The organism is Blastococcus sp. SYSU D00820 (genome assembly GCF_054050695.1).
The window spans coordinates 62297-83678 of the sequence record NZ_JBJGZW010000019.1; the positions used below are offsets into that span (position 1 = coordinate 62297).

At 74.6% G+C, this 21382-nt stretch carries 16 protein-coding genes; 4 read left to right on the top strand and 12 right to left on the bottom strand.

The annotated features are described in order from the left end of the window. Positions 1-89 precede the first annotated feature (89 nt). Together ACI79R_RS18080 and ACI79R_RS18085 are read left to right on the top strand one after the other, a co-directional pair. Positions 90-4685 (top strand): ATP-dependent helicase, encoded by a 4596-nt coding sequence (locus ACI79R_RS18080; protein WP_456575045.1) that lies wholly within the window; start codon positions 90-92, stop codon positions 4683-4685. Positions 4686-4771: 86 nt separating this feature from the next. Next, a complete protein-coding gene (locus ACI79R_RS18085; protein ID WP_456575046.1) occupies positions 4772-5629 on the top strand; it encodes a cold shock domain-containing protein in 858 nt (285 codons plus the stop codon). Between the two features lies 1 nt (position 5630). Here ACI79R_RS18085 and ACI79R_RS18090 read toward each other — a convergent pair whose 3' ends face one another. Further along, positions 5631-6224 carry an antibiotic biosynthesis monooxygenase gene (locus ACI79R_RS18090; RefSeq protein WP_456575047.1) on the bottom strand — a complete coding sequence of 198 codons (594 nt, stop codon included), beginning with the start codon at positions 6222-6224 and terminating at the stop codon, positions 5631-5633. 95 nt (positions 6225-6319) lie between these two features. Here ACI79R_RS18090 and ACI79R_RS18095 point away from each other — a divergent pair, with 95 nt between their 5' ends. Next, entirely contained in the window at positions 6320-7177 is an 858-nt protein-coding gene (locus ACI79R_RS18095) for a DNA-formamidopyrimidine glycosylase family protein (protein ID WP_456575048.1), read from the top strand. A 57-nt stretch (positions 7178-7234) separates the two neighbouring features. On the opposite strand, the gene ACI79R_RS18100 is transcribed toward ACI79R_RS18095, so the two are convergent. Beyond that, positions 7235-8074, bottom strand: a complete 840-nt coding sequence (locus tag ACI79R_RS18100; RefSeq protein WP_456575049.1) for a PspA/IM30 family protein — start codon at positions 8072-8074, stop codon at positions 7235-7237. A gap of 167 nt (positions 8075-8241) precedes the next feature. On the opposite strand from ACI79R_RS18100, the gene ACI79R_RS18105 reads away from it, so the two are divergent. Then, a complete protein-coding gene (locus tag ACI79R_RS18105) occupies positions 8242-9252 on the top strand; it encodes a PfkB family carbohydrate kinase (RefSeq protein WP_456575050.1) in 1011 nt (336 codons plus the stop codon). A gap of 30 nt (positions 9253-9282) precedes the next feature. Here the strand turns inward: ACI79R_RS18105 and ACI79R_RS18110 are convergent, their stop codons facing one another. The 10 genes from ACI79R_RS18110 to ACI79R_RS18155 form a co-directional block, all read right to left on the bottom strand. Continuing rightward, the gene (locus ACI79R_RS18110) at positions 9283-10563 is read right to left on the bottom strand and encodes an ABC transporter ATP-binding protein (RefSeq protein ID WP_456575051.1); all 1281 of its coding nucleotides are present in this window, start codon (positions 10561-10563) and stop codon (positions 9283-9285) included. A gap of 70 nt (positions 10564-10633) precedes the next feature. Beyond that, positions 10634-11467, bottom strand: coding sequence for a carbohydrate ABC transporter permease (locus ACI79R_RS18115; RefSeq protein WP_456575052.1), 834 nt, complete (start codon positions 11465-11467; stop codon positions 10634-10636). Next, entirely contained in the window at positions 11467-12426 is a 960-nt protein-coding gene (locus tag ACI79R_RS18120; RefSeq protein ID WP_456575053.1) for a carbohydrate ABC transporter permease, read from the bottom strand. The genes ACI79R_RS18115 and ACI79R_RS18120 overlap by 1 nt, the downstream gene beginning before the upstream one ends. A 76-nt stretch (positions 12427-12502) precedes the next feature. Continuing rightward, positions 12503-13789: an extracellular solute-binding protein gene (locus ACI79R_RS18125; RefSeq protein ID WP_456575054.1), complete on the bottom strand. Its 1287-nt coding sequence runs from the start codon at positions 13787-13789 to the stop codon at positions 12503-12505. A gap of 201 nt (positions 13790-13990) precedes the next feature. Next, entirely contained in the window at positions 13991-15220 is a 1230-nt protein-coding gene (locus ACI79R_RS18130) for a DUF4032 domain-containing protein (RefSeq protein WP_456575055.1), read from the bottom strand. A gap of 97 nt (positions 15221-15317) precedes the next feature. Further along, on the bottom strand, positions 15318-15890 hold the full coding sequence (locus ACI79R_RS18135; RefSeq protein WP_456575056.1) for a TetR family transcriptional regulator: 573 nt from the start codon (positions 15888-15890) through the stop codon (positions 15318-15320). Between the two features lie 60 nt (positions 15891-15950). Beyond that, positions 15951-16358, bottom strand: a complete 408-nt coding sequence (locus tag ACI79R_RS18140; RefSeq protein ID WP_456575057.1) for a helix-turn-helix domain-containing protein — start codon at positions 16356-16358, stop codon at positions 15951-15953. A gap of 155 nt (positions 16359-16513) precedes the next feature. Then, on the bottom strand, positions 16514-17182 hold the full coding sequence (gene pgsA / locus ACI79R_RS18145) for a CDP-diacylglycerol--glycerol-3-phosphate 3-phosphatidyltransferase (protein ID WP_456575058.1): 669 nt from the start codon (positions 17180-17182) through the stop codon (positions 16514-16516). A 7-nt stretch (positions 17183-17189) separates the two neighbouring features. Continuing rightward, the gene (locus ACI79R_RS18150; protein WP_456575059.1) at positions 17190-18638 is read right to left on the bottom strand and encodes a MiaB/RimO family radical SAM methylthiotransferase; all 1449 of its coding nucleotides are present in this window, start codon (positions 18636-18638) and stop codon (positions 17190-17192) included. A gap of 68 nt (positions 18639-18706) precedes the next feature. Then, positions 18707-21319 (bottom strand): DNA translocase FtsK, encoded by a 2613-nt coding sequence (locus ACI79R_RS18155; RefSeq protein ID WP_456575060.1) that lies wholly within the window; start codon positions 21317-21319, stop codon positions 18707-18709. Between the last annotated feature and the right edge of the window lie 63 nt (positions 21320-21382).

The window sequence follows — 21382 nt, forward strand, 5'->3', positions numbered from 1 at the left end:
CGGCAGTGTGCCCGAGTCCACCGACGGTCCCGCCCGCCCGCGCCACCGCGCGCGGGCGGAGTGTCGTACCCCGGGGAGACACTGGCGGCGTGTCCGCTCTCGACCGGTTCTCCGCGCCGACCCAGGCCTGGTTCACCGGCGCCTTCCCGGCGCCGACGCCGGCCCAGGAGGGCGCCTGGTCGGCCATCAGCAGCGGCGGGCACGCCCTCGTCGTCGCCCCCACCGGCTCGGGCAAGACGCTCGCGGCCTTCCTGTGGTCGCTGGACCGGCTGGCCAGCGGTCCCCCGCCGGCCGACGAGCAGACCCGCTGCCGGGTCCTCTACGTCTCGCCGCTCAAGGCGCTCGCGGTCGACGTGGAGCGCAACCTCCGCGCCCCGCTGGCCGGCATCGGCCAGGCCGCGGCCCGGCTGGGCCTGCCCCGGCCCGAGATCCAGGTCGGCATCCGCTCCGGCGACACCCCGGCCGACGAGCGGCGCACCTTCGCCCGCCGGCCGCCGGACATCCTCATCACCACGCCCGAGTCGCTGTTCCTCCTGCTGACCAGCCAGGCCCGCGAGGCGCTGCGCGGGGTGGAGACGGTGATCGTCGACGAGGTGCACGCCGTCGCCGACACCAAGCGCGGGGCGCACCTGGCGGTCTCGCTCGACCGGCTCGACGAGCTGCTGGAGCGCCCGGCGCAGCGGATCGGCCTGTCGGCCACCGTGCGGCCGATCGAGGAGGTGGCCACGTTCCTGGCCGGCGGCCGGCCGGTCGAGGTCGTCGCTCCCGGCTCGGCCAAGGAGTGGGATCTCTCCGTCGTCGTCCCGGTCGAGGACATGAGCACCCTCGGCCAGCCGACCGGGGAGTTCGACGGGTCGGCCGCGGGCAACCAGCCGCGGGCGTCGATCTGGCCGGCCGTCGAGGAGCGGGTGCTCGACCTGGTCGAGGCCTCCCGCAGCACCATCGTGTTCGCCAACTCGCGCCGGCTGGCCGAGCGGCTGACCAGCCGGCTCAACGAGCTGGCCTACGAGCGGGCCACCGGTGAGGAGGTCCCGCCGGGCACCAACGCCGCGGCGCTCATGGCCCAGGCCGGCTCCGGCGGCGGTGTGCCCGAGGGCGTGCAGCCGGTCGCCGCGGCCCATCACGGCTCGGTCTCCCGCGAGCAGCGCGCGATCGTCGAGGAGGCGCTGAAGTCCGGCCGGCTGCCCGCGGTGGTCGCCACCTCGAGCCTGGAGCTCGGCATCGACATGGGCGCGGTCGACCTCGTCGTCCAGGTGGAGGCGCCGCCCACGGTCGCCGCCGGCCTGCAGCGGGTCGGTCGCGCCGGGCACCAGGTCGGCGCGGTGAGCCGCGGGGTGCTGTTCCCGAAGTACCGGGGCGACCTGGTGCAGTGCGCGCTGGTCGCCGAGCGGATGAAGGCCGGCGCGATCGAGTCGATCCGCTACCTGCGCAACCCGCTCGACGTCCTGGCCCAGCAGATCGTCGCGATGGTCTCCGAGCGGCCGCGCACGGTCGACGACGTCGCCGCGGTGATCCGCCGGTCGGCGCCGTTCGCCGGGCTGCCCGACTCCGCGCTGCACGCCGTCCTCGACATGCTCGCGGGGCGCTACCCCTCCGACGCCTTCGCCGAGCTGCGGCCCCGGCTGACGTGGGACCGCGTCACCGACACCCTCACCGCGCGTAACGGCGCCCAGCGGCTGGCGGTCACCAGCGGCGGCACGATCCCCGACCGCGGCCTGTTCGGCGTCTTCCTGGTCGGCGGTGAGGGCAGCGGCGGGCGCCGGGTCGGCGAGCTCGACGAGGAGATGGTCTACGAGTCGCGGGTGGGCGACGTCTTCCTGCTGGGGTCGTCGTCGTGGCGGATCGAGGAGATCACCCACGACCGGGTGCTGGTCTCCCCCGCGCCCGGCCAGCCCGGGAAGATGCCGTTCTGGCACGGCGACGCCCCCGGCCGGCCGCTGGAGCTGGGCCGCGCGCTGGGTGCGTTCCTCCGCGAGGTGGGCACCGCGACGCCGGAGGCCGGCGCCGAGCGGGCGCGGGCGGCCGGCCTCGACGACTGGGGCACGGCGAACCTGCTGGCCTACCTGGCCGAGCAGAAGCAGGCCACCGGCCACCTCCCCGACGACCGCACCCTGCTGGTCGAGCGCTTCCGCGACGAGCTCGGCGACTGGCGGCTGGTCGTGCACTCCCCGTTCGGCGCGCAGGTCAACGCCCCGTGGGCGCTGGTCCTCGCGGCCCGGCTGCGCGAGCGCTACGGCGTCGACGTCGCCTCGATGCACTCCGACGACGGCATCGTGCTGCGGCTGCCCGACACCACCGGCGAGCCGCCCGAGGCCGACCTCGCCGTCCTCGACCCCGACGACGTCGAGCGCGAGGTCACCACCGAGGTGGGCAACTCGGCGCTGTTCGCCAGCCGGTTCCGCGAGTGCGCCGCCCGCGCGCTGCTGCTCCCCCGGCGCGACCCGCGCCGCCGCACGCCGCTGTGGCAGCAGCGCCAGCGCGCGGCCCAGCTGCTCTCCGTCGCCAGCGAGTTCGCCAGCTTCCCGATCACCCTGGAGGCCGCGCGCGAGGTGCTGCAGGACGTCTACGACGTCCCCGGGCTGGTCGAGCTGATGCGCGACGTGCGCGCCCGGCGGGTCCGCGTCGTCGACGTGCAGACCCAGTCGGCCAGCCCGTTCGCCCAGTCGCTGCTGTTCGGCTACGTCGGGCAGTTCCTGTACGAGGGCGACGCGCCGCTGGCCGAGCGCCGGGCCCAGGCGCTGGCGCTGGACACCGGGCTGCTCGCCGAGCTGCTCGGCCGCTCGGAGCTGCGCGAGCTGCTCGACGCCGAGGCGCTCACCGAGGTCGAGGCCGAGCTGCAGCGGCTGCCCGCCGAGCGGCACCCGCGCGACCTCGACGGCGTCGCCGACCTGCTGCGGGTGGTCGGCGACCTCACCGCCGCCGAGGCCGCCCCGCGCGGGGCCACCGCCGCGCAGCTCGAGGAGCTGGTCGCCGCGCGGCGCGCGCTCGTGGTGCGGATCGCCGGCGAGGAGCGGTACGTCGCCATCGAGGACGCCGGCCGGCTGCGCGACGCCCTCGGCACGGCCCTGCCGGTCGGCGTGCCCGAGGCGTTCACCGAGCCGGTGGCCGATCCGCTCGGCGACCTCGTCGGCCGGTACGCGCGCACCCACGGCCCGTTCCAGCCCGACGAGGTCGCCCGCCGGCTCGGCCTCGGCGTCGCGGTGGTCACCGCCACGGTGCAGCGGCTGGTGGGCACCGGCCGGCTGGTCACCGGCGAGTTCCGGCCCGGCGGCAGCGGCCAGGAGTGGTGCGACGCCGACGTGCTCCGCTCGATCCGCCGGCGCAGCCTGGCCAGGCTGCGCCAGGAGGTCGAGCCGGTCCCGATCGACACCCTCGCCCGGTTCACCCCGTCCTGGCAGTCGGTCGGCAGCCGGATGCGCGGGGTGGACGGCGTCCTGGCCGTCGTCGAGCAGCTGGCCGGTGCCCTGGTGCCGGCCAGCGCGCTGGAGTCGCTGGTGCTGCCGGCGCGGGTGCGCGACTACGCCCCCGCGATGCTCGACGAGCTGACCAGCGCCGGCGAGGTGCTGTGGGCCGGGGCCGGCGGGCTGCCCGGCGGCGACGGCTGGATCAGCCTGGTCCCGGCCGACCTCGCGCCGCTGCTGCTGCCCGAGCCCCTGGAGGTGCCCGAGGAGGGCGCGCCGCTGCTGGAGCTGCTGGCCGGTGGGCAGGCGATGTTCTTCCGCGGCCTGTCCGACGCCGTCGGCGCCACCGACGACACCGCGCTGGCCGACACCGTCTGGGACCTCGTCTGGGCCGGGCTGCTGACCAACGACACGCTGGCGCCGCTGCGCACCAGGCTCAGCGGCGGCGGCACGCACAAGCGCCAGCCCGCCGCGCCGCGGGCCCGGCTGGACCGCACCCGCTACGGCCGCACCCGGCTGGGCCGCCCGGCCATGCCCACGCGCACCGGCCCGCCGACCGTGGCCGGCCGGTGGTCCCGGCTGCCCGACCGGGAGGCCAACGCCACCCGTCGCAGCACCGCCCGCGCCGAGGCGCTGCTGGAGCGGCACGGGGTGCTCACCCGCGGCGCGGTCATGGCCGAGCAGGTGCCCGGCGGGTTCTCCGCCGTCTACCCGGTGCTGCGCGCGTTCGAGGAGAACGGGCGCGCCCGGCGCGGCTACTTCGTCGAGACCCTCGGCGCCGCCCAGTTCGGCACCCCCGGGTCGGTCGACCGGCTGCGCAGCTTCGCCACCCCCGACCGTGCCCCGGCCGGCGCGGTGGTCCTGGCCGCCACCGACCCGGCCAACGTCTACGGCGCCGCGCTGCCGTGGCCCGACCGCACCGGCCCGGCCGACGGGGAGAGCGCCACGCAGGTCGCCGTCGACGTGGGCGAGGGCACCGGGGGCAAGCGCGGCAGCGGGCACCGGGCCGGGCGCAAGGCCGGCGCCCTGGTGGTGCTGGTCGACGGCGACCTGGTGCTCTACGTCGAGCGTGGCGGCAAGACGCTGCTGTCGTGGACCGAGGACGAGCAGGTGCTCAAGGAGGCCGCGACGGCGCTGTCGGGGGCGGTGGCCGCCGGGGCGCTGGGCCGCATGGTGGTGCAGAAGGCCGACGGGGCGTCGGTGCACGAGTCGACGCCGCTGTCCTCGGCGCTGCAGGCCGCCGGCTTCGCCGCGACGCCCCGCGGACTGCGGTTGCGGGGCTGAGCCGACGGGCCTCCGCGCCGGAGCACGTACGGTGGATCGATGCCGTCGTGAGAGAGACGGCCGTTGGTAGGGATGAGGGAACAGACATGGCAGCCGGCACGGTCCGCTGGTTCGACGCGGGCAAGGGCTTCGGGTTCATCGAGCCCCAGGACGGCGGGGACGACGTCTTCGTCCACTTCTCGGCCATCGAGGACACCGGCGGGTTCCGCACCCTCGAGGAGGGGCAGCCGGTCGACTACGACGCCTCGCCGGGTCCGCGCGGACCCCAGGCCGAGCGCGTGCGCCCGCTGCGCGGCAGCGCTCCCCGCGGCCGGCGCGACGAGCGCCCGGCCCGGGACGACGCCCGCCGCGGCGGCCCGGGCGGCGCTCCGCGCAGCAACCGCGGGTTCGTCATCACCGGCACGGTGGCCCGCTTCGACGCCGACCGCGGCTTCGGCTTCATCGTCCCCGAGGACGTGTTCGTGCACGTCTCCGCGCTGACCGACGGCCGGCTCGAGGAGCTCGAGGAGGGCGACCGCGTCGAGTTCGAGCTCGTCGAGGGCCCGCGCGGGCTGCAGGCGGAGTCCGTGCGGCTGCTGCCGCTCACCCGCCCGCGCCGCAATGACCGGGGCAACGACCGCGACCGGGGCAACGACCGCGACCGGGGCAACGACCGCGACCGCGGTGACCGCTACGGCGACCGGCCGGCCGGCCGCGAGCGCCCGGCGCCGGCCCGCTCCGGCGGGGGCGGCGGCGACGCCGAGGGCACCGTGCAGTGGTTCGACGCGGCCAAGGGCTTCGGCTTCATCACCCCCGACGACGGCGGGGACGACGTGTTCGTCCACTTCTCCGAGATCGAGGACGACGGCGGCTACCGCGAGCTGCAGGAGGGCCAGCGGGTGGCGTTCTCCCGTACCGCCGGCCAGCGGGGTCCGCAGGCCTCGGGCGTCCGACCTCTCGACTAGTTCACCGGCGGCCGCGCAGCCAGGGGGCGAACCAGCGGGTCAGCCGCGGCATGACCACGTGGCCGAGCAGCACGACCACCACGGTGGCCGACAGCAGCAGCCGCACCGGCAGCGGCCACGAGCCGATGTGCGGGGCGACCAGCAGCTGGAAGCCCAGCGTGATGCCGAAGACCGCGGCGATGGTGAGCACCGACAGCCGCCAGCGCGGGCCCGGGCGGTTCGGGGTGAGCGCGGTGAAGAAGCTGTCGAGCCCCGCGACACGCGCGTAGTCGGCGCCGTCGGCGAGGTGCTCGACCCGCTCCAGGGCGGCCTGCCGGTCCGGCGACCGCTCCCAGCGGGCCAGCGACTCGCCGTCGGCGAACCGGTAGACCAGGTGGTAGCGGGTGGAACCCGGCCCGGGCCGCAGCAGGCTCGTGCCGAGGTTCCCCGGATAGCGCTCGGCCTGGCCGAGCACGTCGGCCGCCCAGCGCTCGAAGTCCTCGCGCTGGTCCTCGCGGACGTCCCGGGCGACGGTCACGGTGACCGGCTCGCCGATCGCCGCCACGGTCGGGGGCGCGATGGCCGGGCTGCCGGGGGACGCGTTCCGTCGCTGCACGCGTACGGCAGCGCCCGGGCCGACCTGCGGCTTCCCGGCTGTCTCGCACCTCACAGCCGCAGGCAGGGGGCGGCCGGCCGGGCGACACTGGGGTCGTGCCCGAGGGAGACACCGTCTGGCTGGCCGCCAAGCGCATGCACGAGGCCCTGGCCGGGGCCACCCTGCGGCGCGGCGAGCTGCGCGTCCCCCAGCTGGCCGCCACGGACCTGGCCGGGCGCACCGTCGCCGCGGTGGTGCCGCGCGGCAAGCACATGCTGATCCGGTTCGACGACGGCTGGACGCTGCGCACGCACTACCGGATGGACGGCAGCTGGCACATCTACCGCCCGGGTACCCGGTGGCGGGGCGGCCCGGCGTTCAGCGTCCGGGCGGTGCTGGCCACCGACGACTGGGAGGCGGTCGGGTACCGGCTGCACGACGTGGCCATGGTCCGCACCGAGCAGGAGGACACCCTGGTCGGCCACCTCGGCCCCGACGTCCTGGGCCCGGACTGGGACCTCGACGAGGCGCTGCGCCGGCTGCGGTCGCACCCGGACGAGCAGGTCGGCGTGGCGATCCTGGACCAGCGCAACCTCTGCGGGCCCGGCAACCTCTACAAGGTCGAGTCGCTGTTCCTCTGCGGCCTGCACCCCTGGGCACGGGTGGCCGACGTCGACGCCGACCTCGCCCGGCTGGTCGAGCGGTGCCGCACGCTCATGCTGGCCAACCGCGACCACCCCGAGCAGAGCACCACCGGCGACCTGCGCCGCGGCTTCGACCACTGGGTGTACGGCCGCAAGGGCAAGCCCTGCCGGCGGTGCCGGACACCGATCCTCATGGGCGACCAGGGCCCGGAGACCCAGGAGCGGGTCACCTACTGGTGCCCGCACTGCCAGGCGGCGCGCTCGCCGATCGACCCGCGGGCACGCACCGGCGAGCCGGGGCGGCCGCGACCGCTGGCCACCCCGGGCTGAGGCGGGAGCCCGAGGGCTCCCGCCTCAGGCCCCGGTCGAGTGGGACGGGCCCTCCCGTCAGGCCGGGTCGGCGCGCTTGACCGGCTCGGCGACCTGCTCGGCGGCCGGCTGCTGCACCGGCGGCGTGCCCTGCTCGATCGCCCCGGCGGCGGGGTTGCCCCCGACCGCGGCCGGACCGCCGCCCATCGTGGCGCGGATCTGCTCCAGCCGGGAGGCGCCGGCGACGTCGAGGGTGGCCTTCTGCACCTCGAGCATCCGGCTCTCCACCGAGGTCTGCGCCAGCTCCGCCTGGCCGAGCGCGTTGGCGTAGCGGGCCTCGATCTTGTCGCGGACCTCCGAGAGGCTGGGCGTGTTGCCCGGCGCGGAGAGCTCGTTGACCTGCCGCATCGAGGCGGCCACGTGCTCCTGCATCTTGGCCTGCTCGAGCTGGCTCATCAGCTTGGTGCGCTCGGCCAGCGTGGTCTGCAGCCGCATGCGGCTCTGCTCCACGGCACCGCGGGCCTGCTCGGCGGCCTGCAGCGCCTCGTCGTGGCTGCGCTTGAGGTCCTCCATGGCCTGCTCGGCGGCGACCAGCTGGGTGGCGAAGGCCTGGGCGGCGTTCTCGTACTCCGCGGCCTTGGCGGCGTCGCCCTTGGCCCGCGTCTGGTCGGCCAGCACCAGGGCCTGGCGGGCCGAGGCCTGCAGCTTCTCGACCTCGCCGAGCTGCCGGTTCAGGCGCATCTCCAGCTGGCGCTGGTTGCCCAGCACCGCCGCGGCCTGGTTGGCCAGCGCCTGGTGGCGCTGCTGCTCGGCCTCGATGGCCTGCGCGATCTGGATCTTCGGATCGGCCTTCTCGTCGATCTTGGCGTTGGCCGACGCCGTGAGGTACTTCCACAGCTTCACGAACGGGTTGGGCACGGGCTTCCTCCTGCTCCGGCGCGGATGGCCGCTGGTCCGTCCCGCCCGCACCTCCGGCCGGTGCCGGGGACGTCGGGCGTCGTCCCGCCCATCGTCCCAGGTGCGGGTGCCGGGCAGCCACCACAGCGCCCGCGCGGGCGGCGCGAGGTGCCCCTACGGTCGGGGACATGGCCTCCGACGCGGTCCTCACCGTCCTCGGCGAGCTGGTCGTCGACCTGCTGCCCGACCCGGCCGCCGGCGCCGGACCCGAGGGGACGGCGCCGCACTACGTCGCCCGCCCCGGGGGGAACGCGCTCAACGTGGCCGTGGCCGCCGGCCGGCTCGGTGCCCCGGTCACCCTGCTGGCGCGGCTGGGCACCGGCCCGATGGCGGTCAACCTGCGCCGGCACGCGGAGCTGTCCGGGGTCGACGTCAGCCGGTTCGTCACCGCCGACGAGCCGGTGAGCCTGGCCGTCGTCGGCCTGGGCCCCGACGGCTCCCCCGACTACGGCTTCCACGTGCAGGGCGCGGCCGACTGGCAGTGGACCGACGAGGAGCTGGCCGCCGCCCTGCCGGCGAGCACGGCGCTGCTGCACGTCGGCTCGATCTCCAGCTGGACGCCCCCGGGCGGCGACGCCATCGCCCGGCTGGTCACCCGGGTGGCCGCCGAGGGTCGCGCGCTGGTGAGCGTCGACCCCAACATCCGGCCGATGCTGGCCGGCGGGCCGGTCGGTGCGTCGCTGGGCAACGACCCGGAGGCGGTGCGCGCCCGGCTGGACCGGCTGGTCGCCGCCGCGGACGTCGTCAAGGTCAGCAGCGAGGATCTCGGCTGGCTGGACCCGGCCGCCGCCACCGACCTGGACGCCGCCGCCGCCGAGTGGGCCGGCCGCGGGCCGGCGCTGGTGCTGCTCACCGACGGCGGCGCGCCGCTGCGGGTGGCCCGGCCGGGCCGCCCGCTGCTGCACCGCGAGCCGCCGAGGGTGGCCGTCGCCGACACCGTCGGCGCCGGGGACTCGCTGGCCGCTGGCCTGTTCGCCGGGCTGCTGGACGCCGGCGTGACCAGCCGCGCGGCCCTGACCGAGCTGCCCGACGAGCAGCTGGCCCGCCTGGTGGACGACGCCGCGCTGGTGGCCGCGCTCACCTGCACGCGGGTGGGTGCCGACCCGCCGACCCGGGCAGAGCTCGACGCCGCCCGCTAGGTCAGCGGGCGGCGCCGAGGGAGGTGCCGGTCAGGCCGCGCCGACGGTGGTCGAGCCCCCGATCGTCTGGCCGCGGGTCTGCGCCTCCTCCACCTGCTCGATGCGGTCCTCGGTGGCCATCTGGGTCAGCCGCGCCCCGGCCTCCGCGTCGCGGGTGAGGTTCTCGCCGCTGTGCGGGTCGAAGACGTGCACCTTGCGGCTGTCCAGCCAGAACTCGGCCTCCCGGCCCTCGCGGATCCGGCTCGTCGAGTCGATGGACACGATCGCCTGGGTGCGCAGCTCCTCGGCGTCCAGCTCCCGGGAGAGGTCGCGCAGCTGGGCGGTGACCGCCTCGGGCGCCTCGTAGGGGATGTAGGCGAACTGCGAGTCGCCGAGCCACTCGGTGACGTCGACGCGGGCCCGGAAGATCGAGCCCAGCGGCCGCTTGGCCTCGTCGACCAGCGAGGCGTCCTCGAAGTACTCCGGTCGGATGCCGACCAGCAGCAGGTCACCGCGGCCCTGCACCGCCGCCGCCCGCCGCTCGTCGAGCTGGATGGGGCCGAACGGCGTGCTGAGCCGGCCCCCCTGCTCCACCGTCGCCGGCAGGAAGTTCATCGGCGGCGAGCCGATGAACCCGGCCACGAAGAGGTTGACCGGCTGCTCGTAGAGCTCGCGCGGCGAGGCGACCTGCTGGATCTTGCCCTTGCGCAGGACGCACACCCGGTCGCCGAGGGTCATGGCCTCGGTCTGGTCGTGGGTGACGTAGACGGTGGTGATGCCCAGCCGGCGCTGCAGGCGGGAGATCTCCGTGCGCATCTGGCCGCGCAGCTTGGCGTCGAGGTTGGACAGCGGCTCGTCGAAGAGGAACGCCTCGGCCTGCCGGACGATCGCCCGACCCATCGCCACCCGCTGCCGCTGGCCACCGGAGAGGTTGGCCGGCTTGCGCTCGAGGTGGTCCTTGAGCTCGAGGACCTCGGCGGCCTCGGTGACCCGGCGGCGCACCTCGTCGTCGGGGGTCTTGGACAGCCGCAGCGGGAAGGCGATGTTCTCGTACACCGTCATGTGCGGGTACAGCGCGTAGTTCTGGAAGACCATCGACAGGTTCCGCTCGCGCGGCGCCTTGTCGTTCACCCGGGTGCCGCCGATGACCATGTCGCCGCTGGTGATGTCCTCCAGCCCGACGATCATCCGCAGCAGCGTGGACTTCCCGCAGCCGGACGGGCCCACGAGGATCATGAACTCCCCGTCGGCGATGTCGAGGCTGACGTCGTTCACGGCCGGGTAGCCGTCGCCGTACTGCTTGACGATGTGCCGCATCTCGATCGAGGCCATCAGAAGTCCTCCCCCTCGGGAAGTCGGGTGCGTGCGGGTGGGTTCGGGGGCGCGGTCGGGGGCATCGGCGTCATCCCTTGACCGCGCCGTTGGTGAGGCCGGCGACGATGCGCCGCTGGAAGATCAGCACCAGGACGACGACCGGGATGGTGACGATCACCGCCGCGGCGGCGATGGCCCCGGTCGGGTCCTCGAACTGCGAGGCACCGGAGAACAGGCCGAGCGCGGCCGGCACCGGGCGGGAGGCCTCCGTCGAGGTCAGCGAGATGCCGTAGACGAAGTCGTTCCAGGCGATGAAGAACGCGATGATCGCCGTGGTGAAGACGCCCGGCGCCGCCAGCGGCACGATCACCTTGCGGAACGCCTGCCACGTCGTGGCGCCGTCCACCTGGGCGGCCTGCTCCATCTCCCAGGGGATCTCCCGGAAGAACGCCGACATCGTCCAGATGGAGATCGGCAGCGTCAGCGACAGGTACGGGATGATCAGCCCGGGCCAGGTGTCGTAGAGGCCGATCTGCCGCCAGACGTTGAACAGCGGCGTCACGATCGAGATCACCGGGAAGATCGCCACCACGAGCGCGGTGGAGAGGATCAGCTTCTTCCCGGGGAAGTCGAGCCGGGCGATCGCGTACGCGGCGAACATCGACAGCAGGCACGAGATCGCGGTGGCGATCAGGCAGATGCCGAAGCTGTTGCGCAGCGCGGGGAGGAACAGGTCACTCGCCGAGCCGGTGAGGATCGTCGAGTAGTTCTCCCACGAAAACTGCGTCGGCAGGAACTGCCCGTTGGACAGGTCCGACGGCGCCTTGAGCGAGACCGAGACGATCCACGCGATCGGGAACAGGCAGTAGACGACGATGACGATCCCGCCGACGATCCACCAGGCCTTCTCCTTGCCCGACATCACTCACCCCTCGCCTGAGCCAGGTCGACCTTGAACCCCTTGATGAACCCGAGAGCGAGCAGCACGACGGCGAGGAAGAGCAGCACCGAGACCGCCGATCCCAGCCCGATCTCCAGCCGCGCGATCGTCTGCCGGTAGGCCAGGAACGACACCGACTCGGTGTTGTTCGCGCCGTTGGTCATGATGAAGATGCTGTCGAACACCCGGAACGCGTCGAGGGTGCGGAACAGCAGGGCGACCATGATCGCCGCCTTCATGTTCGGCAGCGTCACCTTCCACAGCCGCTGCCACCAGCTGGCCCCGTCGACCTTGGCCGCTTCCTGCAGCACCTCCGGCACCTGCGCCAGGCCGGCGAGCAGGAGCAGCGAGATGAACGGCGTGGTCTTCCAGATCTCGGCCAGGCAGATGACGAACAGCGAGGACCCGGTGCTGCCGAACCAGTCGGTGTCGGCGGAGACGCCGGGCAGCCACGAGAACCAGGAGTTCACGAAGCCGCTGTCGATGTCGAAGGCGAACTGCCAGGCGAACGCCGAGACGACGGTGATGACCGCGTACGGGATGAGGATGGCCGCCCGCACCATCGGCCGGATCGCCCGCAGTGCCTTGGCCATGACCATGGCAAGGGCGAAGCCGAGCACCAGCTCGACGAGCACCGTGATGACGGTGATCAGCAGCGTGACGCCGATGGAGGTCCACCACAGCTGGTCGGTGAGGATGACCCAGTAGTTCGACAGGCCGTTGAACGACCGGTTCCCCGGGTCGGTGAGCCGGTAGGAGAACAGCGACTCGTAGACCGCCTGCAGGATCGGGTAGGCGGTGACGGCCAGCATCACGAAGAAGGCCGGCCCGGCCAGCAGCCAGCCGAGCTTGCGCTCGGCCCGGGACCGGTCACTGATCGTCTTGTTCGGCGCCGAGACCGGTTGCGTCTTCTCGACGGGTGGGAGCGTCGTCTGTGTCATCGGTCCGTCTCCTCGCTCGTTCCGCTCCTCGCTCGAACCTCGCTACGGTGCTCGCTCCCACGTCGACGTCCGGTCGTCATAGCAGCTGGTCTCCTGCCAGGACGGCGGTGATCAGTTCGGTGGCCGCCGCGCCGGTGGACCCGGGGTCGACGGTCGACGGCGGGTGGTACTCCCGCTGGATGGAGCCGGAGACCTCGCTGTAGTAGGGGGTCTGCGGCCGCGGCACGGCCTGCTCCAGCGACTGCCGGATCGTGTCGGCCATCGGCAGCTGCTCGGTGACCTCGGGGTCGTCGTAGACCGTGGACAGCGCCGCCGGGTTGCCGTTGGTCAGCATGTAGTACTTCTGGTTCTCGGCCGAGACGATGCACTGCACCGCCTCCATCGCGAGGTCGACGTCCGGGCTGAAGGCGCCCACGCCGATGCCGATGCCGCCGAACGGCGGGGCCGACTCGGTCCCGGCGTCCACCCGGGGGTAGAGCGTCCAGCCGTAGTCCTCGGGCACCGAGGCGTCGAGCGTGCCGGCCTTCACCGCGTCCAGCGCCCGCTGGTAGACGAAGGGCCAGTTGACCATGAAGCCGGCCTGGTCGCCCTCGAACCCGGTGGCCGAGGCGTCCTCGGTCTCGGTGGAGAACGCGGGGCTGACCTGGCCGGAGTCGGCGACCGCCCGCATGATCTCGGCGGCCCGCGCACCGGCCTCGGAGTCCAGCCCCAGCTGGACGTCCTCGGGGTCGTCGGCGCTCTCCTCGATCACCGAGCCGCCCGCGGACTCGATCAGCGCGTTCAGCCACACCGTCAGCGACTCCGCCCGGGTGCCCTGGGCGCCGATGAGCACGTCCTGGTCCTGCGCGGCCGCGATGATGTCGTCCCACGTCCAGGTGTCGGCGGCCGCGGTGTCCAGGCCCGCGGCCTCGGCCACGGACACCCGGTACCAGAGCAGCTGCGTGTTGGCCCAGAACGGGATCGCGACCAGCTCGTCGTCCCACGTCGAGCCCGCGATGGCGCTCTCGACGACGTCCTGGGTGACCGCCTGCTCGACGTCGTCGGGGATGTCGGCCAGGAAGCCGGCCTGGGCGAACTCGGGGATGAAGATCGGGTCGATGCTCATGAGGTCGATCGAGGCGTCCTCGGCCGCGAGCCGCCGGATCAGCTGTTCCCGCTGCTGGCTGGCCTGCCGGGGCAGTTGCTCGGTCGCGATCCGGTAGCGGCCCCCGGCCTCCTCGGTGCACCGGGAGGCGATCTCGGCCTGCCCACCGGAGTCGGGGTTGGTGTACCAGGTCAGGGTCGGCGTGCCGCCGTCGCCGCCGCCGCCGCACGCGGCCAGCGTCGAGGCCAGCACCAGCGCCGCGGCCCCGCTCCCCCACACTCTCCGTGACCGGCCGCGGGTGACCGGACGCGGTCGTCCGCGACCGGTGCCGGGGCCACCTCGTTCTCCGTTGGACAAGGACATCGCCTCCATCTCGGCAGCGACGGGAGTCACCGTTCCCGTACCGTGGCCCACCTCACAGGTGCCCGCAACCCGGCCGTGTCCGCTCCGTGACCAGTGCAGACGCCGCAGGACCGGAACTCAGGGGCCGCCGGCGATCACCGACGGCGTGGTGAGTTCCTGGGGTGTCCGCGGCAGCACCGTGGTGAAGTACGAGCGGGCGGCGGCGGTCGTCCCGACGTCCCGGCCGGCCTTCTCCGACAGGAACCACCGGTGCTCGAGGACCTCGTGGAAGACCTCGGCGGGCGCCAGCCGGCCGACCAGGTCCGGCGGGATCGCGTGCACCACCGCCTGGTAGACCTCCGACAGCCACGTATGGGCCGCCACCGTCTGCGGCACCGGCGTCCCGTCCCGCTGCTCGAGGTAGGCGCGGTAGGCGCGGATGTCGTTGAGCAGCCGCTGGGCCTGGCGCTCCTGCACCTCCAGGCCGGTCAGCCGGAACAGCTCGCGCCGGTTCTGGCCCGGCTCGGCGACGCGGGTCTCGGCCCGCATCCGGGTGCCCTCCGGAGAGGTGATGAGCTCGATCTCCCCCACGTCGAAGCCGAGGTCGTTGAGCCGCTGCAGCCGCTCGGCCACCCGGTAGCGCTGCTCCTCCGGCGCGAAGACCTCCTCGTGGGTGATCTCCTCCCACAGCGCCTCGTAGCGCGGCGGCAGGCTGTCGGCGACCTCGATCGGATCGATGCCCTTGGGCAGCAGCCCGCCGAACTGCAGGTCCAGCAGCTCGGCGCCGACCCGCTCGCGGGCCAGGTCGACGTCGTAGCGGCGCTGGCCGGGGGTCAGCTGCGGATACCGCTCGGCGGTCTCGGCATCGACCAGGTAGGCCGCCAGGGTGCCGGCGTCGAGCCGGAAGAGGGTGTTGGACAGCGAGCAGTCCCCCCAGAAGACACCGGCCAGGTGCAGCCGCACCAGCAGCACGACCATCGTGTCCAGCAGCTGCTCCGCGGAGTGGTCACCGGTCGGGCGGGAGAACAGGTACCGGTAGGACATCGAGTACTCGAGGTACCGGGTGACCAGGATGGCCTGCTGGTCGTCGGGCCGGTCGACGCAGATGCCGAGCACCGAGACCGCGGGCAGGCCCTCCTCCTCGAACTGCCCGAGCAGGGCGTACTCGTGCCGCGCCAGCGGCTCGGCGATCTCCTTGAGCGCGTACACCCGACCGGCGCTGGCGACGAAGCGGACGACGTGCCGGGAGATGCCGCGCTGGGGCACGTCGAGCAGCAGCGACTGGTCCCACTCCTCCAGCGGCTGGTGCCAGGGCAACGCCAGCAGGCCGGCGCCGTCACTCGCGGGTGGTCGGAACAGGTACCGCATGGTGCGCGCTCCGCGGGGTGCCGGGCGCACCGCACCGCCCCGTCGCGGCACGGCGTCGAGATCACCTTGGCACGGGCCGGCGGCCCGCGCCTCCCGCTCAGGCCGGCGCGCCGCCGCCGGTCAGCAGGGGTGCCAGCCGGGCCGCCTGACGGGCGCGGCCGGCCGGATCGGCCGGCTGCAGCACCAGACCGGCCAGCCAGCGGGCCACCACCTCGGCGACCTCGGCGTCGGTGCCGAGGGCGCCGGCCAGCACCTCGGCGACCTCCGCCCACCGCTGCGGCTCGGCACCGAGCAGCCCGGCCAGCAGCTCCGGCTCGACCGCGGCCAGCCGGCGCAGCACCGGGTGGGTGGCGACCTCGTCGGCCAGCGCGGCCAGCGCCGCCTCGGGGGTGACCTCGGCGGCGACCGTGGCCAGCCGCCGCAGCTCGGCGGCCAGCAGCGCGCGGGCGACCTCGTCCTTGGTGCGGAAGTGGTTGTACAGCGTCGCCTTGGAGACACCGGCCGCCGCGGCGACCGACTGCATGGTGCTCCGCCGCAGGCCGGCCTCGGCGAACGCCACCGCGGCACCCCGGAGCAGCCCGGCCCGCGTGCGGTTCATCGCGTTGCCGGCGCGGGTGTGCGCGCCGGGCACGTGCCCCGGCGCGGCCGGTGACCAGCCCAGGGACGTCATGCCCCCCTGTCTGGCACCGCCGGGCCGGGCAGTCAAGGACGGCGGCGCGTGTCGCCCGGGTCAGGCGGCGAGCGCCACCGCACCCCGCAGGGCCGAGCGGGCGGGCGCCGCGCCGGCACCCACCAGCGCGAGCGCGGGCTCGGCGGCCGGGGTCTCGGCGGCCTCCTGCTCGGCCGGGGCCTCGGTCTCGGCCGGCGCCGCGGCGGCGGGCCCGCCCAGCGGCCGCATGCCGCCGTCGGCGAGCCGCAGCTCGAGGCTGACCTCGGCGAGGAGGTCGGCGAGCTCCAGGTCGAGGGCGTCGCAGATGGAGGCCAGCAGCTCGGAGGAGGCCTCCTTCTGCCCGCGCTCGACCTCGGAGAGGTAGCCCAGGCTCACCCGAGCCGCGCCGGAGACGTCGCGCAGCGTGCGCCGCTGCCGCAGCCGGTGGCCACGCAGGGTGCTCCCGAGCTGGGTCCGCAGCAGCGTCATCGCCGTCTCCTGTCCTGCTTGTCCGGAGGCGGCTCCCCGGAGGGGGCCGTGCGCTCACGGTACGCGGACTCCGACCCGGGAGCCGATCCATCCCGGGCGCGTCCGCTCATGGCGTAACGCCCTCGCCCGTCCGGGCGTTCCACGCGTCCGGGGCGCTAGGCGGCGGTGTCGGTGCGCTCGCCCGCACCGGTCGTCCCGGCCGCGCGGCGGGCGGCGGCGGCCCGCATGGCCCGCGCGCTGGTGCGGCGCAGCGTCAGCGCCCGCACCACGTAGTCCAGGCCGGTGGCGATGGTCAGCACCAGCGCCACCGCCATGACCCACCAGCGGGCGGTGGCCAGCAATCCGGTGAGCGGCAGGATGTAGAGCCCGATCGCCAGCGCCTGGACGACGGTCTTGGCCTTGCCGCCGCGGCTGGCGGCGATGACCCCGTGCCGGATCACCCAGAACCGCAGCAGGGTCACGCCGATCTCGCGCACGAGGATCACCACGGTCACCCACCACGGCAGCAGCGCGAGCACCGACAGCCCGATCAGCGCGGCGCCGGTCAGCGCCTTGTCGGCGATCGGGTCGGCGAGCTTCCCGAACTCGGTGACCTGCCCCGTGCGCCGGGCGATCAGCCCGTCGTAGCGGTCGGTGATGATCGCCAGCGCGAAGAACAGGGTGGCCCAGTAGCGCTGCTCGTCGTCCAGCCCGCCGTCGGTGAGCAGCAGCGCGGCGAACACCGGGACCACGGCCAGCCGCAGCACCGTCAGCGCGTTGGGGAGGTTGACCAGCCGGGCGCTCTGCGGCGGCGTCGCGGCCGGGTCCGGGGCCACCGCGCTCACGGCCGGATCACCGCGCGGCCGCGTCGAGGGCGGGTACGAGTGCGGCGGCGAGCAGGTCGACGCCCTCGGTGCCGACCACCTCGGCGGCCAGCACCTGGCCGGGGGCGGCGCCGGCGGGGACCCCGGTGACCGTCGTCGTCCCGTCGGCGTCCGGGTCCTGGTGCGCGGCGTGCCCGAGCCACGTGCCCGGCCCCTCCTCGGCGGAGAGGTCCTCGGTGAGCAGCACCTCCACCCGCTCGCCGATGCGGTCCTCGGCGCGCTGGGCGGTGAGCTCCTCGACGAGGTCGGTGATCCGGCGCACGCGCGCGTCGATCTCGGCCTGGTCGAGCTTGCCGGGCAGCCGCATCGCCTCGGTGCCCTCCTCGTCGGAGTAGCCGAAGACGCCGACCGCGTCCAGGCGGCCCTCGACGAGGAAGCGCTCGAGCTCGGCGACGTCGTCCTCGGTCTCCCCCGGGAATCCGAGGATGACGTTGGTGCGGAAGCCGGCCGTCGGCGCCAGCGCGCGGGCCCGCTCGATGATGCCGAGGAAGTCGTCGGTGCCGCCGAAGCGGCGCATGCGGCGCAGCAGGGTCGGCGAGGAGTGCTGGAAGGACAGGTCGAAGTACGGCGCGATCACAGCGCCGGGCCCGCCCCCGGTGGCGATGACGTCGAGCAGGCCCGGCCGCAGCTCGGCCGGCTGCAGGTAGGCCACCCGCACGCGGGCGATCCCCTCGATGCCGGCCAGCTCGGGCAGCAGCTTCTCCAGCAGCCGGAGGTCGCCGAGGTCCTTGCCGTAGGAGGTCGAGTTCTCGCTGACCAGCACCAGCTCGGTCACGCCCTGCCCGGCCAGCCACCGGGCCTCGGTGAGGACGTCGGCCGGCGGGCGGGAGACGAACGCGCCCCGGAAGGCGGGGATGGCGCAGAACGCGCAGCGCCGGTCGCAGCCCGACGCCAGCTTCAGCGCCGCCGACGGGCCGGAGGCCAGCCGCCGGCGCTGCACCCAGCCGTGGCCGGGGATGGCCGGCGACTCGGGCGCGACCACCGCGGCGGTGCGCTCGACGGGGCTGATGGGCAGCAGCGTGCGCCGGTCGCGCGGCGAGTGCGGCACCAGCGGCCGGCCCTCGAGGACGTCGTCGAGCCGGTCGCCGATGGCGGTGTAGTCGTCGAAGCCGAGCACCGTGGCCTCGGGCAGCGCCCCGGCCAGCTCGGTGCCGTAGCGCTCGGCCATGCACCCCACGGCGACGACGGAGGCGCCGGAGTCGGTGGCGGCCAGGATCGCGTCGACCGAGTCCTTCTTCGCCGACTCGATGAAGCCGCAGGTGTTCACCAGGACGGCGTCGGCGTCGTCGGCGTCGTCCACCAGCTCGTAGCCGTCGGCGGCCAGCCGCCCGGCCAGCTCCTCCGAGTCGACCTCGTTGCGGGCGCACCCGAGGGTCACGACCGCCACCTTGCGGGCAGGGGCGGGCAGAGCTGTCACCGGACCATCGTAGGTGCCCGGTGCCACCCCGCCCGTCGTCGACGCCGTGAGCCCGGTCGCTCCCGGGCTCAGGCCTCGGCCCCGGGCAGCGCGCCACCCCGGATGGTGAAGAGCACCGACTCCAGCTCGTCGGGCTTGATCAGCACGTCGCGGGCCTTGGAGCCCTCGGACGGGCCGACGATGCCGCGGCTCTCCATGAGGTCCATGAGCCGGCCGGCCTTGGCGAAGCCCACCCGCAGCTTGCGCTGCAGCATCGACGTCGAGCCGAACTGGCTGGTGACCACGAGCTCGACGGCCTGGACGAGCAGCTCGAGGTCGCCGCCGATGTCCTCGTCGATCTCCTTCTTCTCACCGGCCGCGGCGGTGAAGACCTCTTCCCGGTACTCGGGCTCGGCCTGCCGCTTGGTGAACTCGACGACCGCCTCGATCTCGCCGTCGGAGACGTAGGCGCCCTGCAGCCGCTGCGGCTTGCCCGCGCCGATCGGCATGAACAGGGCGTCGCCCATGCCGATCAGCTTCTCGGCGCCCGGCTGGTCGAGGATGACCCGGCTGTCGGTGAGGCTGGAGGTGGAGAACGCCAGCCGCGACGGCACGTTGGCCTTGATCAGGCCGGTGACGACGTCGACCGAGGGCCGCTGCGTGGCCAGCACCAGGTGGATGCCGGCGGCGCGCGCCTTCTGGGTGATCCGGACGATCGACTCCTCGACGTCGCGCGGGGCGACCATCATGAGGTCGGCGAGCTCGTCGACGATGGCGAGGATGTAGGGGTAGGGGCGGTAGACCCGCTCGCTGCCCGGCGGGGCGGTGATCTCCCCGTTCTCGACCTTGCGGTTGAAGTCGTCGATGTGCCGGACGCCGGTGGCCCGCATGTCCTGGTAGCGCTGCTCCATCTCCTCGACCAGCCAGGCCAGCGCGGTGGCGGCCTTCTTCGGGTCGGTGATGATCGGCGTGATCAGGTGCGGGATGCCGTCGTACGGCGTCAGCTCGACCATCTTCGGGTCGACCAGGATCATCCGCAGCTGGTCGGGCGTGGCCCGCAGCAGCAGCGAGGTCAGCAGCGAGTTGATGCAGCTGGACTTACCGGCACCGGTGGCACCGGCGACCAGGAGGTGCGGCATCTTGGCCAGGTTGGCCAGGACGAAGCGGCCCTCGATGTCCTTGCCCAGGCCGACCAGCATGGGGTGCTGGTCCTGCTTGGCCGCCGGCGAGCGCATGACGTCGCCGAGGCTGACGGTCTCGCGGTCGGTGTTGGGCACCTCGATGCCGACGGCGGACTTGCCGGGGATCGGCGCCAGGATGCGGATGTTGTCGTTGGCCACCGCGTAGGCGATGTTGCGGGTCAGCGCGGTGATCTTCTCGACCTTCACCGCGGGGCCGAGGGTGACCTCGTAGCGGGTCACTGTCGGGCCACGGGTCATGTCGGTGACGTCGGCGTCGATGTTGAACTGCCCGAGGACGCCGCGGATGGCCTCGATCGCGTCGTCGTTGGCCTTGGACTTCGCCCGCGGCGGGGTGCCGGGGCGCAGCAGGCTGACCGCGGGCAGCGTGTACTCGCCCTCGACCGGCTCGATGACCAGCTGCTGGGGCTCGTCGATCGGCTCCAGCGGCTCCTCGCGGACCGTGCGGTCGACGACCGGCGGGCGCGGGCGGGCCGGCGGCTCGGCGACGGCCGGCACGGTCTGCACAGCCTCCGGCGCCTCGTCGTAGGCGCCGTGGTCGATGACCGGCACGCCGGGGGTGGCCGGCGGGAGGCCCTCGACCGGGCCGGTGGCCAGCAGGTCCTCCGACAGCGAGCGGCGGGCGCGGCGGCGCGGCGCCGGGGCCTCCTCGGCCTCCTCGTCGTCGTACTCCTCGTCGTCGTCCCAGTACTCGCCGTCGGCCGGCTCGCGGCCCAGCACCCGGTCGAGGTAGGCGCGCAGCCGCTCGGGCACCTGGTGCACCGGCGTCGCCGTGGTGACCAGCAGGCCGAAGACGGCGAGCAGGACCAGCAGGACGACGGTGACCACGCCGCCCACGCCCGCGGCCAGCGGGGTGCCCAGCGCCCAGCCCAGCAGGCCGCCGGAGCCGGGGTCGCCCTTCCGGGGGTCGGCGCCCCCGCCGACGACGTGCGCGATGCCCACGGCGGCGAGGACCAGGCAGAGCCAGCCGATCGCCAGCCGGCCGCGCGCCTCGGGGCGGGGGCCCCGGCGCAGCAGCCGCAGGGCGACGAAGAAGAGCAGGACCGGCAGGACGACGACCAGGGAGCCGACCGCCCAGCGGACGCCGTCGGCCATGGCGTCGCCGACCGGGCCGATGCTCGTGGTCCACGCGGCCGCGCCGAGCACGACGGCCAGGCCGAGCACCGCCAGGCCCACGCCGTCGCGCCGGTGCTCGGGCGCCAGCGGCTCGGCCTCCTCCGGACGGGCCACCGAGCGGGCCAGGCCGCCGGCGCCGCGGGCCAGCAGGCCCCAGCCGCCGCTGGCGGCCTTCCACAGCCCGGCACCGATGCCGGGGCCGGACTGGCGCGCCGCGGGCTTGCGGGCGGGCGCCTTGCCGGCGGGCTTGCGGGCCGGGGTGGCACCCCGCGAGCCGCTGCCCTTGGCGGCGGCCGGGCGCTTGCGCGCCGCGGTCGATCCGGAGGACCGGCCGCGGGCGGAACCCCGACCGGCCGGTGGGCGGGTCGTCGTTCCGCGCGCACTCATGTGTCGACGGTAAGCCGCCGGGCGCTCCCGTCCGGGCAGGCGGACGGACGTGTCCCGCACCTA